General features: G+C 73.9%; 17 protein-coding genes. 11 read left to right on the top strand and 6 right to left on the bottom strand.

Annotation, left to right across the window (positions count from 1 at the left end; genetic code table 11):
• Nucleotides 1-104: 104 nt before the first annotated feature.
• Entirely contained in the window at nucleotides 105-983 is an 879-nt protein-coding gene (locus ACH4ZX_RS37325; RefSeq protein WP_398282871.1) for an LAETG motif-containing sortase-dependent surface protein, read from the bottom strand.
• A 268-nt stretch (nucleotides 984-1251) separates the two neighbouring features.
• Here ACH4ZX_RS37325 and ACH4ZX_RS37320 point away from each other — a divergent pair, with 268 nt between their 5' ends.
• From ACH4ZX_RS37320 to ACH4ZX_RS37310, 3 genes are all read left to right on the top strand, one after another.
• The gene (locus ACH4ZX_RS37320) at nucleotides 1252-1755 is read left to right on the top strand and encodes an HIT family protein (protein ID WP_398282869.1); all 504 of its coding nucleotides are present in this window, start codon (nucleotides 1252-1254) and stop codon (nucleotides 1753-1755) included.
• A 202-nt stretch (nucleotides 1756-1957) separates the two neighbouring features.
• The gene (gene ftsH, locus ACH4ZX_RS37315) at nucleotides 1958-4078 is read left to right on the top strand and encodes an ATP-dependent zinc metalloprotease FtsH (protein WP_398282867.1); all 2121 of its coding nucleotides are present in this window, start codon (nucleotides 1958-1960) and stop codon (nucleotides 4076-4078) included.
• 643 nt (nucleotides 4079-4721) lie between these two features.
• On the top strand, nucleotides 4722-5744 hold the full coding sequence (locus ACH4ZX_RS37310; RefSeq protein ID WP_398282865.1) for a YbhN family protein: 1023 nt from the start codon (nucleotides 4722-4724) through the stop codon (nucleotides 5742-5744).
• 16 nt (nucleotides 5745-5760) lie between these two features.
• On the opposite strand, the gene ACH4ZX_RS37305 is transcribed toward ACH4ZX_RS37310, so the two are convergent.
• Complete coding sequence (locus tag ACH4ZX_RS37305; protein WP_398282863.1) at nucleotides 5761-6696, bottom strand: helix-turn-helix domain-containing protein; 936 nt, start codon at nucleotides 6694-6696, stop codon at nucleotides 5761-5763.
• Between the two features lie 397 nt (nucleotides 6697-7093).
• On the opposite strand from ACH4ZX_RS37305, the gene ACH4ZX_RS37300 reads away from it, so the two are divergent.
• From ACH4ZX_RS37300 to ACH4ZX_RS37280, 5 genes are read left to right on the top strand one after another with little or no spacing between them, the layout of a single operon-like run.
• Nucleotides 7094-8503 (top strand): ATP-binding protein, encoded by a 1410-nt coding sequence (locus ACH4ZX_RS37300; protein WP_398282861.1) that lies wholly within the window; start codon nucleotides 7094-7096, stop codon nucleotides 8501-8503.
• On the top strand, nucleotides 8500-8913 hold the full coding sequence (locus ACH4ZX_RS37295) for a roadblock/LC7 domain-containing protein (protein ID WP_324789591.1): 414 nt from the start codon (nucleotides 8500-8502) through the stop codon (nucleotides 8911-8913). The genes ACH4ZX_RS37300 and ACH4ZX_RS37295 overlap by 4 nt, the downstream gene beginning before the upstream one ends.
• On the top strand, nucleotides 8910-9266 hold the full coding sequence (locus ACH4ZX_RS37290; protein WP_398282859.1) for a DUF742 domain-containing protein: 357 nt from the start codon (nucleotides 8910-8912) through the stop codon (nucleotides 9264-9266). Before ACH4ZX_RS37295 ends, ACH4ZX_RS37290 begins: the two co-directional genes overlap by 4 nt.
• Nucleotides 9244-9879, top strand: a complete 636-nt coding sequence (locus tag ACH4ZX_RS37285; protein WP_398282857.1) for a GTP-binding protein — start codon at nucleotides 9244-9246, stop codon at nucleotides 9877-9879. Before ACH4ZX_RS37290 ends, ACH4ZX_RS37285 begins: the two co-directional genes overlap by 23 nt.
• Nucleotides 9876-11252, top strand: coding sequence for a cytochrome P450 (locus ACH4ZX_RS37280; RefSeq protein ID WP_398282855.1), 1377 nt, complete (start codon nucleotides 9876-9878; stop codon nucleotides 11250-11252). The genes ACH4ZX_RS37285 and ACH4ZX_RS37280 overlap by 4 nt, the downstream gene beginning before the upstream one ends.
• Here the strand turns inward: ACH4ZX_RS37280 and ACH4ZX_RS37275 are convergent, their stop codons facing one another.
• A complete protein-coding gene (locus tag ACH4ZX_RS37275; protein ID WP_398282853.1) occupies nucleotides 11253-12497 on the bottom strand; it encodes a cytochrome P450 in 1245 nt (414 codons plus the stop codon).
• Nucleotides 12498-12679: 182 nt separating this feature from the next.
• Between ACH4ZX_RS37275 and ACH4ZX_RS37270 the strand changes: the two genes are divergently transcribed.
• The 3 genes from ACH4ZX_RS37270 to ACH4ZX_RS37260 all read left to right on the top strand — a co-directional run bounded on the left by ACH4ZX_RS37270 (nucleotide 12680) and on the right by ACH4ZX_RS37260 (nucleotide 14256).
• The gene (locus tag ACH4ZX_RS37270) at nucleotides 12680-13078 is read left to right on the top strand and encodes a hypothetical protein (RefSeq protein WP_398282851.1); all 399 of its coding nucleotides are present in this window, start codon (nucleotides 12680-12682) and stop codon (nucleotides 13076-13078) included.
• Nucleotides 13079-13128: 50 nt separating this feature from the next.
• Entirely contained in the window at nucleotides 13129-13689 is a 561-nt protein-coding gene (locus tag ACH4ZX_RS37265) for a GNAT family N-acetyltransferase (RefSeq protein WP_398282900.1), read from the top strand.
• A 93-nt stretch (nucleotides 13690-13782) separates the two neighbouring features.
• Nucleotides 13783-14256 carry a hypothetical protein gene (locus ACH4ZX_RS37260; protein ID WP_398282849.1) on the top strand — a complete coding sequence of 158 codons (474 nt, stop codon included), beginning with the start codon at nucleotides 13783-13785 and terminating at the stop codon, nucleotides 14254-14256.
• 9 nt (nucleotides 14257-14265) lie between these two features.
• On the opposite strand, the gene ACH4ZX_RS37255 is transcribed toward ACH4ZX_RS37260, so the two are convergent.
• The 3 genes from ACH4ZX_RS37255 to pgm all read right to left on the bottom strand — a co-directional run bounded on the left by ACH4ZX_RS37255 (nucleotide 14266) and on the right by pgm (nucleotide 17894).
• Entirely contained in the window at nucleotides 14266-15243 is a 978-nt protein-coding gene (locus ACH4ZX_RS37255) for an MASE1 domain-containing protein (RefSeq protein WP_398282847.1), read from the bottom strand.
• A 59-nt stretch (nucleotides 15244-15302) separates the two neighbouring features.
• Nucleotides 15303-16133 carry a PP2C family protein-serine/threonine phosphatase gene (locus ACH4ZX_RS37250; RefSeq protein ID WP_398282845.1) on the bottom strand — a complete coding sequence of 277 codons (831 nt, stop codon included), beginning with the start codon at nucleotides 16131-16133 and terminating at the stop codon, nucleotides 15303-15305.
• Nucleotides 16134-16253: 120 nt separating this feature from the next.
• The gene (gene pgm, locus ACH4ZX_RS37245; protein ID WP_398282843.1) at nucleotides 16254-17894 is read right to left on the bottom strand and encodes a phosphoglucomutase (alpha-D-glucose-1,6-bisphosphate-dependent); all 1641 of its coding nucleotides are present in this window, start codon (nucleotides 17892-17894) and stop codon (nucleotides 16254-16256) included.
• Between the last annotated feature and the right edge of the window lie 63 nt (nucleotides 17895-17957).

Here is a 17957-nt window from a genome sequence, read left to right as displayed (position 1 = left end):
GCGAGGGCCGCGGACCTCCGTGGCCGGGCACACGGGTGCCGGCCACGGAGGCGGAGGTGTCCGGCCGTACTACGGCACGGAGGGCAGCCCTCGCCGGCACCGCGTCAGGAGGAGCGGCGCGCGCGGCGGGACATGACGAGCGCGCCGGCTCCGAGGGCGACCACCACGGCCGCGCCCCCGGCGATCGCGCCGACGGGGGCGCTGGAGCCCGTCTCGGCCAGGGGCGGCCCGCTGTCGCTGGGCGACGGCTTCGGCGTGGCCGGCGGGTTCGACTCCATCGGCGGCACGTCCGAGTCGGTGGGCGGGGTGGTGGACGGCTTGGGGGTGGGCGGCGCGGTCGTCTCGGCGGGGGGCGTGCTGTCCGCGGGGGTGGTGGGCGTCGCGGGCGTGCTCGGCTGCGTCTCGGACGGGGTGGGCGATTCGGGCGTGCTGGGGGTGCACTCCTTCTCGCCGCCGTTCCACGCCGCGATGAGGTGGTACGGCGTGACCACATTGCCGGGCTGGTACGGCGCGGGGCCGTGGCCCTCGCCCGTCTGGCCGTCGTAGGTGACGTCGTCGCCGTACAGGTCTATCTGGCCGTAGCAGTCGGGCGACTTGACGGTCAGCTTCTGCCAGGTGCGCTTGGCGTCGTCGCCGCCCGCGACGTCCGCGGCGCCGAGGTGGACGGTGGCCTTGTCGACCAGGGTCTGGTGGCCGGAGGTGAACCAGTCGGGGCCCTCGGTGGTGTACTCGGCGAGGGACACCGGGTACTTGCAGTCCTCGGCCACGTTCTGGCCCGGGGCCAGGCGGACCTCGACGGTTCCGGGCACGGTGTCCCAGGCGTGGAATCCGCCCTGCGATGTCCAGTCCGCTCCGACGACGTTCCCGTCGGCGCCGACGATCCGGTACTGGACCGTGGCGGACCGGCACTCCGAGCCCGTCGTGGCGCTCGCCGTGCCGGCTCCGGCGAGGGGGACGACGGCGGCGGCGAAGGCGGTCGCCACGAAGGCGGCGACGGTTCTCGATTGTTGCGTACGCGACAAAATGCGCCTCTGAAGAAATGGGGGTGTGGGAGGTGGCATGCGTGGTGGCGGGCGCGGGCCGGCCATGGCGGGGCAGCGCGACCGAGCCACTCACGTCGCTTCGCTCATGGAGTCACGGCGGAGCGAGCTGAATTCTTGTCACCTTTCACAACTCCCGTCAATCCTGCACCAGTCCAGCACTTGCGGAAGCTGTTCCACCGCGAGCCGGAGGGATGGCAAGATCGCACCCATGGGTGACGACCGGCACGGGGACGAGCGGCACGGGGACTGGCGCGCGGACCGGATCGGCAGCGCGCTGCGCGGCACGAATCCGACGGTGCTGCGGAGGCTGGACGCCGGGTTCGCGGTGATCGGGGACGTCCAGTTCCTGCCGGGCTACTCGGTGCTCCTGGTGGACGATCCCGCCGTACAACGGCTCTCGGACCTCCCCCGGTCCAGACGGTCGGCCTTCCTCTCCGACATGGACCGGCTCGGCGAGGCGGTCGAACGTGCCTGCGCCCGCCTGGACCCCGCCTTCCGCCGCGTCAACCTGGAGATCCTGGGGAACACCGATCCGTTCCTCCACGCCCATGTGTGGCCGCGCTTCGCCTGGGAGCCGGCCGAGCTGGCGGGCAGGCCCGTATGGCTGTACCCGCCCGAGCGGTGGCGCGCGGCCCGGTACGCGCTCGGCCCCCGGCACGACGCCCTGCGGGGGGCCATCCGCGAGGAGCTGGACCGGCTCACGGCCGTCTGACACGGCCGGACGGGGCCGGACGGGGCCGGCGTACACCGCGGTGGCGGGGCCGTCCCGGCCCGCCGCCCGCGGAGGATCCGGGGGACACTGAAGACCCGGGGGAATGGTGGCCCCATGCCGAAGGGCGGAAGGTCCCTACTGCGTGACGCGGGGCGGACGGACAGTGGAGGCTGGCCGTGTTCCAGACCGTACGGAGCCGTTGATGAGCAAGCAGGCCCAGTCACCGCCGCCCGGCGACCGGCCGACGCCGACCGCGCCGCCGCCTCCGCCTGCCTGGCGGCACTGGCTGTGGCCGCTCGCGATCATCCTCGTCATCGGGATGTGGGTGGCGTTGCCGAGGCTGGGCTCGGTCCAGTCGGAGAAGACGGAGCTGACCTACACGCAGTTCGTCGACGACGTCGACCACGGCAAGGTCAAGTCCGTCACGATCGACAGCGACGGCAAGGCCAGCGGCACCCTCACCGACGGCGACGGCTTCACCACCGTCGTCCCGGTGCAGCTCGCCGGCGACCAGTTGCTGAACCGGCTGGAGAAGAAGAAGGTCGAGGTCACCGCGTCCCAGCCGTCCTCCTCGCCGTCGTTCGGCTCCCAGCTGCTGTCGTGGGTCCTGCTGCTGGGCCCGTTCCTGCTGATCGTCTGGTTCTGGCGGCGCCTGTCGAAGGGCGGGGCCGCGCAGATGAGCGGTGCGCTGGGCGGGGTCGGCAAGTCCAAGGCGAAGGTGTTCGACGCGGAGCGGCCCAGCACGACGTTCGCGGACGTCGCGGGCTACGAGGGCGCCAAGGCCGAGATCGCCGAGGTCGTCGACTTCCTGCGGCGGCCCGAGCGCTACCGCCGCGCCGGGGCCATGGCACCGCGCGGCGTGCTGATGGTCGGCCCGCCCGGCACCGGCAAGACACTCCTGGCGCGCGCGGTCGCGGGCGAGGCGGACGTGCCGTTCCTGTCGGTGGCCGGATCGAGTTTCGTCGAGATGTACGTCGGTGTCGGCGCCGCCCGCGTGCGGGACCTGTTCGCCGAGGCCCGCAAGCGCGCCCCCGCGATCGTCTTCGTCGACGAGATCGACGCGCTCGGCGGCAGGCGCGCCGCGGCCGGCTCGGTCGTCTCCAACGACGAGCGCGAGCAGACCCTCAACCAGCTCCTGTCCGAGATGGACGGGTTCGAGGCGTCCGAGGGCATCGTCGTGCTCGCCGCCACCAACCGGCCGGAGATCCTCGACCCCGCGCTGCTGCGGCCCGGGCGCTTCGACCGCCAGACCGTCATCCCGCTGCCCACCCTGGCCGAGCGCGCAGCGATCCTCGCCGTCCACTGCAAGGACAAGCGGCTCGGGCCGGACGCCGACCTGGAGGTGGTGGCGCGCGGGACGCCCGGCTTCTCCGGCGCCGACCTCGCGAACCTCGCCAACGAGGCCGCCATCTTCGCCGTGCGCGACGGCCGGGAGATCCTCTCCGCCCGGGACTTCGACGCGGCCCGGGACCGGATCCTGCTCGGCCGCCGCGAGGGCTCGAACGTCCTGCTGCCCGCGGAGAAGGAGGCCGTCGCCGTCCACGAGGCCGGGCACGCGCTGGTCGCCGCGCTGTCCCCGAGCGCGGACCCGGTCGCCAAGGTCACCATCCTGCCCGCCGGGCAGGCGCTCGGCGTCACCGAGCAACTGCCTCTGGTGGAGCGCCACTTGTACGGCGAGGACTACCTCACGCAGACCCTCGCGGTACGGCTGGGCGGCCGCGCCGCCGAGCTGGTCGTGCTCGGCCAGGGATCCACCGGGGCCGCCAACGACCTCGCGGGAGCCACCGAGCTGGCCACCAAGATGGTGCGCGAGTTCGGGCTGTCGCCCGAGGTCGGCCCCGTGGGGTACCCGCAGGGCGGCTCGGTCTTCCTCGGCGGCTCGGGCACGCCCATGAGCAGCCGCCCCTTCGCGGAGGCCACCCAGGCCGCCATCGACGGCGAGGTGGCCCGGCTGCTGCGCGAGGCCGAACGGCGGGCCATCGGCCTGCTGACCGAACACCGCACGCAGCTACGGCAGTTGGCGGACGTGCTGCTGGTCGAGGAGACCGTCGACGGGTCGGCCGTCTACCGGCTGCTGGGCACCGAGCCCCCGAGTGCGCGTCCTACGGGCGAGACCATCGCGCCCCGCCGCGTGTCCGTGACCAAGGAGGCGGCCGCGCACCGGAGCGGCCACGCGCCGGCCGGACCCGCGCCCGCACCGGGCCGGAGCCGCTCCGCCGACCGGTCGTCCGCGTCCGACACGGCGGCGCACGCGCAGCCCACCCCCGGCCCGGACCCGGGCCGGAACAGGCCCGGCCCCCCTCCGTCGAAGGCCGCACCATGACACGCCCCGCCCACCCCGGCCCGGCCCCCGGCGACCCTGACCCCGGCAGCCCCACCGCACCCAGCCACCCCGGCCTGGCCCACGGCAGCCCGGACCCGAGCCCCGGCCTACCCAGCCCGAACCCCGGCGGCCCTGACCCCGGCAGCCCCACCGCACCCAGCCACCCCGGCCTGGCCCACGGCAGCCCGGACCCGAGCCCCGGCCACCCCAGCCCGGACCGCGGCAGTCAGGCCGCCGACTGCCCGACGGGCCCCGGCCGACCCAGCCCGGACCGCGGCAGCCCAGACCGCCGCAGTGCCCACTGCCCCAGCCCGGCCCCCGGCAGCCCGGAACTCCGCAGCCCCCGTCGGCCCGGCCCCAGCCACCCCGGCGCGGACCTCCAGGGCCCCGGCCGTCATGGTTCCGGCGGCCGTGGGAGGCGACCGGGAGCCGTACGACGCCGACGGCTGCCGGGCGTCGTGGGCGCCGCCCGGCCCGCGGCGCCGACCCGGCACGCACCGGCCGCCGCCGGGAGCGGGCCGCTGCGTCCGCCGCCCACTCGCTGCGCACCACCGGGACGATGACGGCGCCGGGCGGGGAGACCGGACGGTGTCCGGAGCCGCCGGACACCCCTGGCTCCGCGTCGGCCCGACCGCCCGGGGCCGTGGCGTCGGCCGGACGGCCGCGGTGGCAGGTGTGGGCCTGGTGGGCCGGCCTGACGGCGTTCGTCGCCCTCGCCGCCGTGGCGGCCGCCTCGCACCGTCACGAGCTGTCCGGCGCCTCCGAACTCCTGACCCACGTCAGCCCGGTGAAGCTGACGGTGGCCGCGGCGCTGGAGGCGGCGTCGTTCCTCGCGCTCGCGTCCCTGCAGAGGTGGCTGCTGCGCAGGGCAGTGGTGCGGCCCGGCCTGGGCACCATGACGGCCTTCGTGCTCGCGGCCAACGCGATGGCCGGCGTCATCCCGGCCGGCTCCGCCCTGTCCGTGGCGTGGGCGATCCGCCAGCTGCGCCGTCGGCAGATCGGCCTGGCGCTGGGCGTCGCCATGCTGGCCGTGTCCGGCGCCCTGTCCGCGCTGACCCTCGCGCTGCTGCTGGCCGTGGGCGCGCTGGTGGCGGACCCCGCCGGGCCGGCCCCGGGACTGCGCGCCGTCATCCTCATGTCGGCGGCGGTGCTGGCCACCGTGACCGTGTCGGCCGTCGCGCTCACCCGTTCGCCCGCCGCGCGCGGCATGATGCGGCACGCCGGGAACCGCGTCGCCGGGAACCGGCCGGCCTGGCGCCGGCTCGGAAAACTGCTCTCCGAGGTGCTGCACCAGGCCGAGAGCATCCAGCCCGGCCTGCGGCACTGGGGCCGCCCGTTCACCCTGGCGTCACTGAACTGGGTGTGCGACGCCGCCGCCCTGACCGCCTGCCTGTGGGCCCTGGACATCGACGTGCCGTGGCGGGGCGTCCTCGTTGCCTACGGACTGACCCAGATCTCCATCAGCCTCCGGCTGACTCCGGGCAGCGTCGGCATCGCCGAGGCCAGCCTCGGCACGCTGCTCGTCGTCCAGGGACTGCGCGCCGACCAGGCGATCGCGGCGGCGCTGCTGTACCGCATCGTCAGCTTCTGGATGCCGCAGCCGATCGGCTGGGCGAGCTGGCTCCGGCTGACCCTGCACACCCCGCACGGTCCGGCCGCCCGCTGAGGCGGCGGGCCGGGGATCAGCGCGGGCCGAGACGCATCTCGCGGGGGCTCACCCCGAAGCGCCGGCGGAAGGCCGTGCTGAGCGCGCTGGCGGAGGAGAAGCCCGTGGCGTAGGCCAGTTCGGTGATCGTCATGTGCGCGCAGCTGCCGCACTGGAGACGGTCACGGACCAGCCGCAGGCGCTCCTCGCGTATCAGGTCACGCGGAGTGGTGCCCGCGCGCTGCAGGGCGAGCTGTATCTGGCGCAGGGACCAGCCGAGCGCGTGGGCCATGGAGGTACCGGTGAGCCCGGGGTCGGCGGCGTGGGCGCGGACGTGGCGGCGCACCATCGCCTCCACCTGGGCGAGGTGCCCCGGCGCCTCGGGGCGCTCGTCGCCCACGACGAGCATGCACAGCAGGTCGACGACGCGGTCGGCGACGGCGTCGAACTCCGGGTCGGTGAGCGAGTACCGCTCCTCGTACATGTCGTTCAGCACGGACTTCACCACCCGGCCCAGGCCCTTGGTCAGGTCGACGCCGGCGGCCATCGGCGACGTCCGGCTGAGCCGTCCGTCGATCTCGCGTGCGGGGATGGTGAAGATGAACGCCCGAACGGAGGCGTCCTGCAGGCACTGGAAGGGCGTCTGGAAGTTGAGCAGCGTGCCGGAGCCCGGCCCGACCACCGCCTGCTCGTCGTCGTAGCGCATGACGATCCGCCCGCTGAGCGGGACCAGGAAGCGGTAGTCCTCGTCGGGGTCCTGCCTTATCTGCTGCAGGGTGCGGTGGTACTCGATCTCGTCCGACCGGTATCTGACCAGCTGGTAGGTGTTGCTGCGCTGGCGGACCGTCTCCCCGTGGAAGTCGTCGAGCCGCGCGTACCGGTAACCCATCCGGGACTGGTACGACGCGATGTGCTCGCTCCAGAAGTCGGCCCTGTCCTGCGCACCCACGTCAACCGTGGTCTGCTCTTCCACGACGTAGCTTCCCGCGGGCAACGCACCCCTCCGTTGCGGCGTGTGGCGACGACACGCACAGGCAAAGCTCTGGCCCATGCGAATACCGAGAGTTACTTGGCGGCAGCCTAGTGCAACTACCCGCCCGGAAAGCACCCCCGGAAGGACATTGGCATATGCCAAAGGGAAGTCGGTCGGCCCGACGCGTCCACCTGGGCTGATTGGGGCCGGAGGGACCTGTGGGACCGGAGGACGCCGGGGACCGGAGGGCGCCGGGGCCCCAGTGACCCATGGGACCGGCGGGACCGGTGCGTCCGGCGGCAACTTCCGTTCGCGTACCGACAAGTACGCCCGTCCGAAGCGCCGCTAGCGTCATGCGACCTGTCAGCCCATACCCATGCCCGCCACAGAGGACTCCATGACCGAACAGATGCCGGAGGCGGTGTCGTGGTGCCTGGGCCTGTGCCTGTGCGCCGTCACCGTGCTGCTGGTGCGGCAGCGCGGCATCACCGCACTGCAGCGCCGACGGAACGCCGAACTGTCGGACGGCCTGCGGGCGCGCGACGAGGAACTGCGCCACCTGGTGACGGTCCGTCTGCCGGCCCTCGAGGACGTCTCCCTCCGGCCGGCCCCCGCGTCCGGCCTGCTGGACGCCCGCCTGGACGGCACGGACTTCGCGAAGTGCCTCGACGCCGTACTGGAACGCTTCTCCCAAGCCGTCGAGCACGCCCAGTCCCGCGCCGACCGGTCGGCGAAGGCCGCCCTGAAGGCGTCCATGCGCTCCATCCAGGCCCTCGCCAACGAGCAGCAGGTGTCCATCTCCGAGATGCAGGACCGCCACGACCACCCCGACGTGCTGCGCGACCTGCTGGAGATCGACCACACCAACGCCCAGTTCGGCCGCCGCGCGCAGGCCATCGCCGTTCTCTGCGGCTCCTGGCCGGGCCGCCAGCGCGCCACCTCCGCGCTCGTCGAGGTGGTCCGCGGCGCCACCTCCCGGATCCGCGACTACCGGCGCATCCGCGTCCACGGCGAGGTGGACATCGCCGTCGAGAGCCGCGCCGTCGAGCCGGTCGTGCTCGCCGTCGCCGAGCTGCTCGACAACGCGGCACGCCACTCGCAGCCCAACACGAACGTCGAGGTCACCCTCCTGAGCGTGCACAACGGAGCCTGCGTCGTGATCGACGACGCGGGAGTGGGCATGGACGGCCGGGCGACCGAACTCGCCGCCGAACTGCTCTCCGGCAGACGGCCCGTGGACGTCACCCGGCTCGGCGACCCGCCCCGGTTCGGCTTCGCCGTGATCGGCGTGCTCGCCGAGCGCTACGGCTTCAGCGTCTCCGCCGACACCCTCTCCCCCTACGGCGGTGTCCGGGCCGTGGTGTTCCTGCCGTCCGCGCTGCTGACGCACCCGGACGCCGCCCCGCGGCCCGCGGTGACCGCCGCCGCCCCGGCCGCCCGCGCCACCGGACCCGCGGCCGGCCCCGGCCCGATGCCCCGCACCGAGCCCACCGCGACGGCCGCCACAGCCGCGACAGCCGCGACAGCCGCGACAGCCGCGACAGCCGCCCGGGAGGCGGTGCCCGGCGCCGCACCGGTCTCCGACATCGGCCCCGCCCGGCCGACCACGTCCGGGGGCCTGCCGAAGCGTCGCCGCCGGTCCGTCCGCGCCGACGACGCCGAGTCTCCGGCCGCGCCGGCCGAGGAGGTCGGCGGCCGTTCGGCCGAGGAGCACGCCCGGCGCATGGGCGCCTTCGCCCGCGGCACCCGCTTCGGCCGGGACGCCCGGCACACCACCCAGGAAGACGAAGGGAACACCCACGAATGACCGGGCCCACCAACAACGAGTTGGGCTGGATGCTGGACGACGTGCTGAAGGTGCCCGAGGCGCTGCACGCGATCCTGCTCTCCGCCGACGGCATGCTCCGCGCCTGTTCCAAGGACATCGGCCGGGACGACGCCGAGCGGCTCGCCGCGGGCCTGTCCGGCGTGCAGTCCATATCCCGCAGCACCGCCGAGTTCACCGGCACCCCGCACACCCCGTGGCGGCAGACCCTCATCGAGTTCGCGCACGGCTACGTCTTCCTGGTCGCCGCCGGCGAGGGGGCCTACCTCGCGGTCTCCACCACCCAGGAGGTGGACATGGAGGCGGTCACCTACCGCATGCACAAGCTGGTCGACCGGCTCGGCAAGGAGCTGACCAGCCCCGCGCGACAGGACGCCGGCAGTCCGGCATGACCCCGCGGCGACGCCCCGACAGGCTGGTGCGGTCCTACGTCGTCACGGACGGCCGCGCCCATCCCACCCGCAACACCCTGGACCTGGTCACCGTGCTGATCGCCGCCGACGATCTGCCGCTGGCCGGGCTGAACCCGGAGAAACGCCGGCTCATGGAGCTGTGCCGGCCGGGGGCGCTGTCCGTCGCCGAGGTGGCCGGCCACCTGGCGCTGCCGGTCAGCGTCACCAAGGTGCTGATCGCCGACCTCATGGACAGCGGCCACATCGTCACCCGCGCGCCGGTCCCGGCCGCCCGGCCGTCCGACCTCACCATCCTCCAGGAGGTGCTCGATGCACTCCGCGCCCGCCTCTGAAGACCGCTATCTGCGGCCCGGTGTGCAGACCGCCGTCAAGGTGCTGATCGTGGGTCACTTCGCGGTCGGCAAGACCACCTGCGTCGGGGCGCTCTCCGAGATCCGTCCGCTGCGCACCGAGGAGGTCATGACCGAGGCGGGCGCCCTCGTCGACGACCTGGCCGGCATGAACGACAAGACGACCACCACGGTCGCCCTGGACTTCGGCCGGCTCACCCTCAACGACCACCTGGTGCTCTACCTCTTCGGCACCCCCGGCCAGCAGCGCTTCACCCAGCTGTGGCAGGACATGACGCGCGGCGCGCTGGGGGCCCTGGTGCTCGCCGACACCCGGCGGCTGAGCCAGTCCTTCGAGGTCATGGGCGTGCTGGAGGAACTCGGCCTCCCCTACGCGGTCGCCCTCAACGAGTTCGACGACGCGCCCCGGCACGAACTGCACGAGGTCCGCGAAGCCCTCGACCTGCTGCCCGAGACCCCCCTCGTCCGCTGCGACGCCCGCGACCGGATCTCCTCCACCCGGGCGCTGATCTCCCTCGTCGAGTACCTCATGACCCTCCCCGCTTCCCGGCTCCGCACGAGCGGAGCCCCCGACGGCCGACTGGAGCACGTGTGAGCCCCGAACCACCCCGGCCGGCCGGCCCGCCACCGGGCTGCCCCGCCCATCAGGCCCTGCACGGGCCCGAGTTCGCCGCCGACCCGGCCGCCGTCTACCGGCGGCTGCGCCGGTACGGCCCGATCGCCCCGGTCGAACTGGCGCCCGGCGTCGAGGCGTCGCTCGTCCTCGGCTACGAGGCGGCCCTGCACGTGCTGCGCAGCCCCGAGACCTTCTCCAAGGACCCCCGCCGCTGGCAGGACCTGGCCGACGGCACGGTCCCCGCCGACAGCCCGGTCGTGCCGATGATGATGTACCGGCCGAACGCGCTGTGGGCCGACGGCGCGGAGCACCGCAGGCTGCGCGGCGCGATCATGGACAGCCTGGCCCGCGTGGAGCCGAACACGCTGCGCGGATACGTCGAGACCAGCGCCGACACCCTCATCGACCGGTTCGCGCCCGCGGGCAAGGCCGATCTGCTCGGCGAGTACTCCCAGGTCCTGCCGCTGCTGGTGTTCAACCACCTGTTCGGCTGCCCGGCCGAGTACGGCGAGCGGCTCGTGCGGGGCATGTCCGGCATCTTCGACGGGGTCGACGCGGAGCGGGCGAACGAGCTGCTCGCCACGACCCTGTTCGACCTGGTGACGCTGAAACGCCGGCAGCCCGGGCAGGACGTGACGTCCTGGCTGCTGGCGCACCCCGCCGAACTCACCGACGAGGAGATGGTGCACACCCTCGTCCTGCTCATGGGCGCGGGCACCGAACCCCAGCAGAACCTGATCGCCAACAGCCTGCGGCTGCTGCTGTCCGACGACCGGTTCGCCGGCGACCTGTCGGGCGGCAGCCTGCCGGTGGAGGACTCCCTCGACGAGGTGCTCTGGAACGACCCGCCCATGGCGAACTACGGCGTGCACTACGCGCTGCACGACGTCGTGTACGAGGGCGTCGCGCTGCGCCCGGGCCGGCCGATCGTGATCTCCTTCGCCGCGGCGAACAACGACCCGGCGCTGGCGGCCGACCGGCGCACGGGCAACCGCGCCCACCTGGCGTGGAGCGCGGGCCCGCACACCTGCCCCGCGCAGGGTCCCGCCCGGCTGATCGCGGCGGCCGCGGTGGAGAAGCTGCTGGACCGCCTTCCCGACCTCGAGCTCGCGGTGCCCGCCGAGGACCTGGTCTGGCGGCCCGGTCCGTTCCACCGGGCGCTGGCCGCGCTGCCCGTGGCGTTCCCGCCGGCCGCCGTCACCGGGCCGGGCGCGGGCGACGGTCCGCCGCCCGCCCGGCGGGCCCCCGTGGCGGCGGCGCCGGCCGCGGGGCCGGCCGCCGCCGCTCCGGCCGCCGCCGGGGCGCGGCGCGGCCTGGGATCCCGGCTGCGCGGCTGGTGGCGCGGGGAGTGATCAGCGCAGGTGCACCGGGAGGGAGCGGTGGCCGTTGGAGATGAAGGAATCCACCGGCTCCAGCTCCTCCCGGGGCACCGCCGGGCGCAGCCCCGGGAAGCGGTCGAAGAGCGCCGGCAGCGCGATCCGCGCCTCCAGCCGCCCCAGCGGAGCCCCCAGGCAGAAGTGCACGCCGTACCCGAAGGACAGGTGCTCCTTGTCGACACGGGTGACGTCGAAGCGGTCCGCGTCGTCGCCGTACCTGCCCGGGTGGCGCCCGGCGGCGGCGTACGCGGCCAGGATCGCCTCGCCCTTGCCGATCACGACACCGGCGGGGCCGCCGAACTCCTCCATCACCAGGTCCTCCACGGCGTACCGCAGCGGCAGGCTGGCGACCGGCGCCTCGACGCGCAGCGTCTCCTCGATCACGTCGTCCCAGGAGGCGCTGCCGTCGCGGACGAGGGCGAGCTGGTCGGGGTGGGTGAGCAGGGCGTGCACGGCGTTGTCGAGGAGGTTGACCGTGGTCTCGTGGCCCGCGCTGACCATCAGCACCAGGGTGTCGAGGAGTTCCTGCTCGCTGAGGCGGGTGCCGTCCTCGTCGTCGCGGGCCGCGATGAGGTCGGTGGTCAGGTCGTCGCCGGGCGACTCTCGCTTGAGCGCGACGAGCTTGGCGAGCGCGGCGTAGAACCGGGTGTAGATGTCGGTGACCTCCTCCGGGGTGGCGGAGGTGTGGAAGATGCCGTCCACGACGGCCCGCAGTTCCGCGCCCTGGTCCTCGGGCAGGCCGAACAGCTCGCTGATCACCTGGATCGGCAGCGGGTAGCAGAAGTCCTCCCGCAGGTCGACGGGGTGCCCGTCCCGCCCGGCCCGCTCCACCCGGTCCAGCAGGTTCCGGGTGATCTCCTCGATCCGGGGCTGGAGCGCGGCGGTGCGGCGGGCGGTGAACGCCTTGGAGACCAGCGCGCGCAGGCGCTTGTGCTCACCGCCGTACGCGGTGAACATGTTCTGCACCGCCACCCAGGTGAACAGCGGCCACTCGGGGGCGATCTCGCCGTTGATCCAGCTGTTCCAGTGTTGCCGCGGGTCCTTGGAGACGCGGGGGTCGGTGAGCAGGCGCCTGAGCAGGCCGGGGTCGCTGACGGCCCACGCCGCGACGCCGTCGGGGAGTTCGACCGGGGTCACCGGTCCGCGCTCGCGGATCCGGGCGGCCTCGCCGTGGATGTCCCGGCCCGTCGGGTCGATCACTAAGGGGTCGGGGTGACCCATCGCAGCCTCCTGGATGTTCCTGCGCCGATACGGCCCGTAACGCTACGTCGCCGTCGTGCGGCCGGACGAGGTCCGGCCGCGCGTGCTGCGTACCGTCACAACTTCCGTGCGCGTGACCGCAAGTCGGCGGCACCGCGCCGGCCCTAGGGTCGGGACGTCGGACGGGAGGACCGGTGAGGGTGATGACAGGCAGCTGGGCTCCACGGTGGATGCCGCGGGACAGTCCCGAGGCGAAGCTGCTGGCCGCCGGCTACTGGTGGGACGCCGTCCGGGTGCCGCTCGACCTGGGCCTGCACGCGCTGCGGCACCTGGGGGACGAGACCGGAGCCGTGATCACGGACGGCTACGGCCGCATCCTGTACTGGCTGATCCGGCCGGGCTCCGCGGCCGGCTGGAGCCTCGCCCCGGTGTCCGTCCTGACCTCGGGCTCGCACGTCGTCGTCCCGCCCCTGCACCGCACCACGGGCCCCGGCCCGCACTGGCACGTAGCGCCGTCCCGCGGCTGCGAATGGACCAGCGCGGCACGCCTGCACTCAGCCTTGAGCACCTGCCTGACCACCGACGCCTGCTGCCCGTCCTGACCCCTGGACCACGCGGGCCCACGGCTGCGTACGCTGCCCCCGTGAACGAGGTGACGGAGCACCTGCGAGCACCCGCCACGCCGTCGGCGCCCGCCCTGCTCCTGCGCCCCTGGCGACCGGCCGACGCCGCCGCCCTGGTCGACGTCTTCCGCGACGACGCCCTGCGCCACTGGACGAGCGCCGCCGTGCGGGACGAAGCCGGCGCCGCACGGTGGGTACGGGCCCAGCGCGAGGCACACGAGGCGGGCGAGCGCTTCGCCTTCGCCGTGGTGGAAGTCTCCCCCGCCGGGGAGGACGGGCGGCCGGCAGGACACGTGGTCCTCGAGCGTCCCGCGTCCGGCGCCCCGTCCGGCGACGTCGGCTACTGGACCGCCGCGCACGCCCGTGGTCGCGGTGTGGCGCCGAGGGCACCGGGCGCCCTGACCGACTGGGCCTTCGCCGCCTTCGCCGAGGACGGGCTCGAGCGGCTGAGGCTGCTCCATCAGGCCGACAACACCGCTTCCTGCCGCGTCGCGCGGAAGTGCCGGTACGAACCGGCCGGGTCCGTGCCCGCGGCGCCCCCGGCGTTCCCGCTCGACGGCTGTCTCCATCTGCGTCGCCGCGGCTGCTGACCCGTCGCCGTGGGCCGTTCGGGTGGTGGGTCGGCGGGTCCGGTCGTAGCGTCGGATGCGGGACGGACCGGCCGGCGTCACCGGGGAGGGGTCATGCGTACACGCGGATGGGGCACGGCGGTCGCGGTGTGCTGCGCCGCGTCGCTCGCGGCGGCCGGAGCGGCTCCCTCCGCCGCCGGACCGGCCCCGCCGGCCGCGTCGGCCGGGCAGGTCGCCCGGCAGCGGCCGCGGACTCCCGTGCTGGTCGACTGCCTCTGGCACCCGCGGGTACGTCCCGCCGGCTTCATGCTCGCCTGCGGTGACGGCAACAGCCGCCTGACCGCCCTGCACTGGTCCCGGTGGGGGCCGGAGTCGGCGACGGCCGAGGGCGTGAACGCGGTCAACGACTGCGAACCCTACTGCGCGGCGGGCACCTTCCACTCCTATCGCGTCACCGTCCGGCTCGGCCGCCCGGAGCCCTGGAAGAAGCGGCCGCACGTCCGGCACTTCACCCGGCTGACCCTCGAGTACCACGGCAGCCGGCCGGACATCCACCCACGGACGGTCACCCTGCCCCTGTGGAACTGACGGGCGGGCTCAGCGCTCCTCGGGCCGCCGGGCCTCCGGCGCATCCCCAGCGGTGAGGTGTTCCAGCACCGTGACCAGTTCCCGGCAGGCCTGGGCCACCGACCTCCTGGTGTTGTGCTGCTCGGTGATCACGGCGGACAGGAGCAGGGCGGTCAGGGCCATGGAGCCGTTGTAGGCCTGGAGCTTCATCAGGACCTGGGCCCGGGTCAGGTAGTCGAACGGGCCGGCCTGGTCCATCGCGGCGAGGGTGGCCATGACGGAGGCGTACAGGGCGCACAGCATGCTGCCCAGGAGCTGGAACCGCAGGGCCGTCCAGATCAGCAGCGGGTAGACGAGGAACAGCGTGCTGACGCGGTTGTAGCTGAACAGGGGCACCAGAGCGCTGATCAGGAGCGCCGTGCCGACGGCCTCCTTCCACCGGGACATGTCCATGGGCCATCGCGCGTGACGCAGCATCAGCAGGATCGGGGTGACGATCAGGACGCCCATGGCGTCGCCCACCCACCATCCCAGCCACACCGTCCAGAAGCCGCCCGCGGGGATCTTGTCCGTGAGCAGCAGGAGCAGGGCGCCGGTGGTGGCGCTGATCGTCATCGCGGCGAACGCCCCCAGGAACACCAGTTCGAGGCCGTCCCGCAGGTGGGCGAGGTCGGCGCTGAAGCCGACGGCGCGGAGCAGCAGGAAGGCGACGACGGGAGCGGCGGTGCTGCCGAACACCGTACCGATGGCGCTGGGCTGCAGGGAGGGGGTGACGGACGCGACGACGAGGAAGGCACCGAGGGCGATGCCGGGCCAGCAGCGCAGACCGAGCACCAGCAGGCAGGCCAAGGCGATGCCGGTGGGGGGCCAGACGGGCGAGATGATCGCGTGCTTGGCGGCGAGGTGGCCCAGCAGCCCCAGCCGGCCGCCCAGGAAGTACGCGGCGGCCACGGCCAGCGTCTGGAGGACGTAGGCACCGGCCCGCCGCAGGTCCTGGGTAGTCACCACAGTTGCCATCAGACACCGGTCCCGGCGCGGCGGCGAGGCGAGAGCCCCGGCGTCGGGCCCTATGACTGAACGCCGGGCCGGTCGTGGCCGACCACGAGCACGGCCGCGTCGTCCTCGTGACCCACCCGCTCGGCCACCTTCAGCACCGCGTCGGCGAGCGCGCCAGCCTCCATCCCCGCGACCGCCGCGGCGCCCGCCAGCCGCACCACCCGGTCGAGGCCCTCGTCGACGTTCAGGGTGGGCCCCTCGACCACCCCGTCGGTGAGCATGATGAAGACGCCGCCCGTGGTGAGCCGGTGCCGGGTCACCGGGTACCGCACCCCCGCCAGCACGCCCAGCGGGGGGCCGCCCCGGGTCTCGGCGACGCCGGACTTGCCGTCCGCCGTGGCCCAGATGTGCGGGATGTGACCGGCCCGCGCGCTCTCCAGGACGCCCGTCGCCGGGTCGAGCCGCATGAAGGTGCAGGTGGCGAACAGGTCCGTACCGAGGGACAACAGCAGGTCGTTGGTGCAGGTCAGCAGTTCGCCCGGCTCGCCGGTGACGGAGGCGAGCGCCCGCAGGCCGACCCGGACCTGGCCCATGAAGGCGGTCGCCTCGATGTTGTGGCCCTGCACGTCGCCGATGGACAGCCCGAGCCGGCCGTCGGGCATGGTGAAGGCGTCGTACCAGTCGCCGCCCACGTTGAGGCCGTGGCAGGCCGGCGCGTAGCGGACGGCCAGCCGGTAGCCGGGGACCTCGGGCAGGTCCCGGGGCAGCATGCCGCGCTGCAGGGCGATGGCCAGCTCGACGCGGGAGCGCTGCTGCTGCGCGAGTTCGCGCGCCTGGGCAGTCAGCGAGGACAGCCTGGCCAGCAGTTCGTCCCCGTCGTCCGTCGGGCGCGTGCGGAACATGGATCACTCCGGTGAGGGCATCAGCCCCTTCAGGGTAAAACTCCCTCATATTAACCATTTCGGGCGACGGGGTGCGATGCCGTGCTCCCGGCCGGCGGAAGCACGGCGGCGCAGCCTGCGTCAGGCGCCCAGGGCCGCCATCACCACGTCCTTGGCCTCCTCCTGCACCTGGCGCAGGTGGTCGGGGCCGCGGAAGGACTCGGCGTAGATCTTGTACACGTCCTCGGTGCCCGAGGGGCGGGCCGCGAACCACGCGCTCTCGGTGGTGACCTTGATGCCCCCGATGGGCGCTCCGTTGCCCGGAGCCTCGGTCAGCACTCCGGTGACGGCCTCTCCGGCCAGCGTGTCCGCGCCGACCTGAGCGGACGAGAGCTTGGCGAGCAGCGCCTTCTCCTCGCGGGTGGCCGGGGCGTCGATGCGGGCGTAGGCGGGCGCGCCGAAGCGGTCGGTGAGGGCCGCGTAGTGCTCGGAGGGCGTCTTGCCGGTGACGGCCAGGATCTCGGAGGCGAGCAGCGCGAGGATGATGCCGTCCTTGTCCGTGGTCCACACCGAGCCGTCGCGGCGCAGGAACGACGCGCCGGCCGACTCCTCGCCGCCGAAGCCGAGCGAGCCGTCGACCAGCCCGTCGACGAACCACTTGAACCCGACGGGCACCTCGACCAGCCGGCGCCCCAGGTCGGCGGCGACGCGGTCGATCATCCCGGAGGACACCAGCGTCTTGCCGATGCCGGTGCCGGCCGGCCACTGCTCGCGGTGGGCGTAGAGGTAGGCGATGGCGGCGGCCAGGTAGTGGTTGGGGTTCATCAGGCCCGCGTCGGGCGTGACGATGCCGTGCCGGTCGGCGTCGGCGTCGTTGCCGGTGGCGATCTGGAATCGGTCGCGCTGTTCGATGAGGGAGGCCATCGCGTACGGCGAGGAGCAGTCCATGCGGATCTTGCCGTCCCAGTCGAGCGTCATGAACCGCCAGGTGGGGTCGGCGAGCGGGTTGACCACGGTCAGGTCGAGCCGGTGCTGCTCGGCGATGCGGCCCCAGTAGGCGACCGACGCCCCGCCCAGGGGGTCGGCGCCGATGCGCACGCCGGCGGCGCGGACCGCGTCCAGGTCCAGCACGCTCGGCAGGTCGGCGACGTAGGCGCCGAGGAAGTCGTGGCGGGCTGTGGTGGGCGCGGCGAGCGCCCGGGTGAGGGGGATGCGCCGTACGTCCTTCAGGCCGCCCGCGATGATGCTGTTGGCGCGGTCCTGGATCCAGGAGGTGGCGTCGGAGCCGGCCGGTCCGCCGCTCGGCGGATTGTACTTGAAGCCTCCGTCGGCGGGCGGGTTGTGCGAGGGGGTGACCACGACGCCGTCGGCGAGTGCGGAGGCGCGTCCGCGGTTGTGCGTGAGGATGGCGTGCGAGACCGCGGGGGTCGGGGTGTAGCCGTCGGCGCTGTCGATGAGCACCGTCACCTCGTTGGCCGCGAACACCTCCAGCGCGGTGACCCGCGCGGGTTCGGACAGGGCGTGGGTGTCGGCGCCGAGGAAGAGGGGGCCGTCGGTGCCCTGCGCGGCGCGGTACTCGCAGATGGCCTGGCTGGTCGCGGCGATGTGGTCGTCGTTGAACGCCGTCGCCAGGGACGATCCGCGGTGCCCGGACGTGCCGAACGCCACCCGCTGCGCCGGGTCGGCCGGGTCCGGGTGCAGCGCGTAGTACGCGGTGACCAGCCGGGCGACGTCGACGAGGTCCTCGGGGCCGGCCGGCCTGCCCGCTCGCTCGTGCTGCATGTGCCCGCTCCTCCACATCGGTTGACCAGTGTTGCCTGCCGGCCCATCTTGCCCCGTCACCCC

It is taken from the genome of Streptomyces sp. NPDC020490, from assembly GCF_044335305.1.
GTDB lineage: Bacteria > Actinomycetota > Actinomycetes > Streptomycetales > Streptomycetaceae > Streptomyces.
This window is presented reverse-complemented; position numbering and strand designations above follow the sequence as displayed.

Bases quoted from the DNA above. Each gene is read 5' to 3' on its own strand.
- ACH4ZX_RS37320 (WP_398282869.1), top strand. From the start codon at position 1,252: ATGGGTGACGACCGGCACGGGGACGAGCGGCACGGGGACTGGCGCGCG.
- ftsH (WP_398282867.1), top strand. From the start codon at position 1,958: ATGAGCAAGCAGGCCCAGTCACCGCCGCCCGGCGACCGGCCGACGCCG.
- ACH4ZX_RS37300 (WP_398282861.1), top strand. From the start codon at position 7,094: ATGACCGAACAGATGCCGGAGGCGGTGTCGTGGTGCCTGGGCCTGTGC.
- ACH4ZX_RS37295 (WP_324789591.1), top strand. From the start codon at position 8,500: ATGACCGGGCCCACCAACAACGAGTTGGGCTGGATGCTGGACGACGTG.
- ACH4ZX_RS37290 (WP_398282859.1), top strand. From the start codon at position 8,910: ATGACCCCGCGGCGACGCCCCGACAGGCTGGTGCGGTCCTACGTCGTC.
- ACH4ZX_RS37285 (WP_398282857.1), top strand. From the start codon at position 9,244: ATGCACTCCGCGCCCGCCTCTGAAGACCGCTATCTGCGGCCCGGTGTG.
- ACH4ZX_RS37275 (WP_398282853.1), bottom strand. From the start codon at position 12,497: ATGGGTCACCCCGACCCCTTAGTGATCGACCCGACGGGCCGGGACATC.
- ACH4ZX_RS37270 (WP_398282851.1), top strand. From the start codon at position 12,680: ATGACAGGCAGCTGGGCTCCACGGTGGATGCCGCGGGACAGTCCCGAG.
- ACH4ZX_RS37260 (WP_398282849.1), top strand. From the start codon at position 13,783: ATGCGTACACGCGGATGGGGCACGGCGGTCGCGGTGTGCTGCGCCGCG.
- ACH4ZX_RS37250 (WP_398282845.1), bottom strand. From the start codon at position 16,133: ATGTTCCGCACGCGCCCGACGGACGACGGGGACGAACTGCTGGCCAGG.
- pgm (WP_398282843.1), bottom strand. From the start codon at position 17,894: ATGCAGCACGAGCGAGCGGGCAGGCCGGCCGGCCCCGAGGACCTCGTC.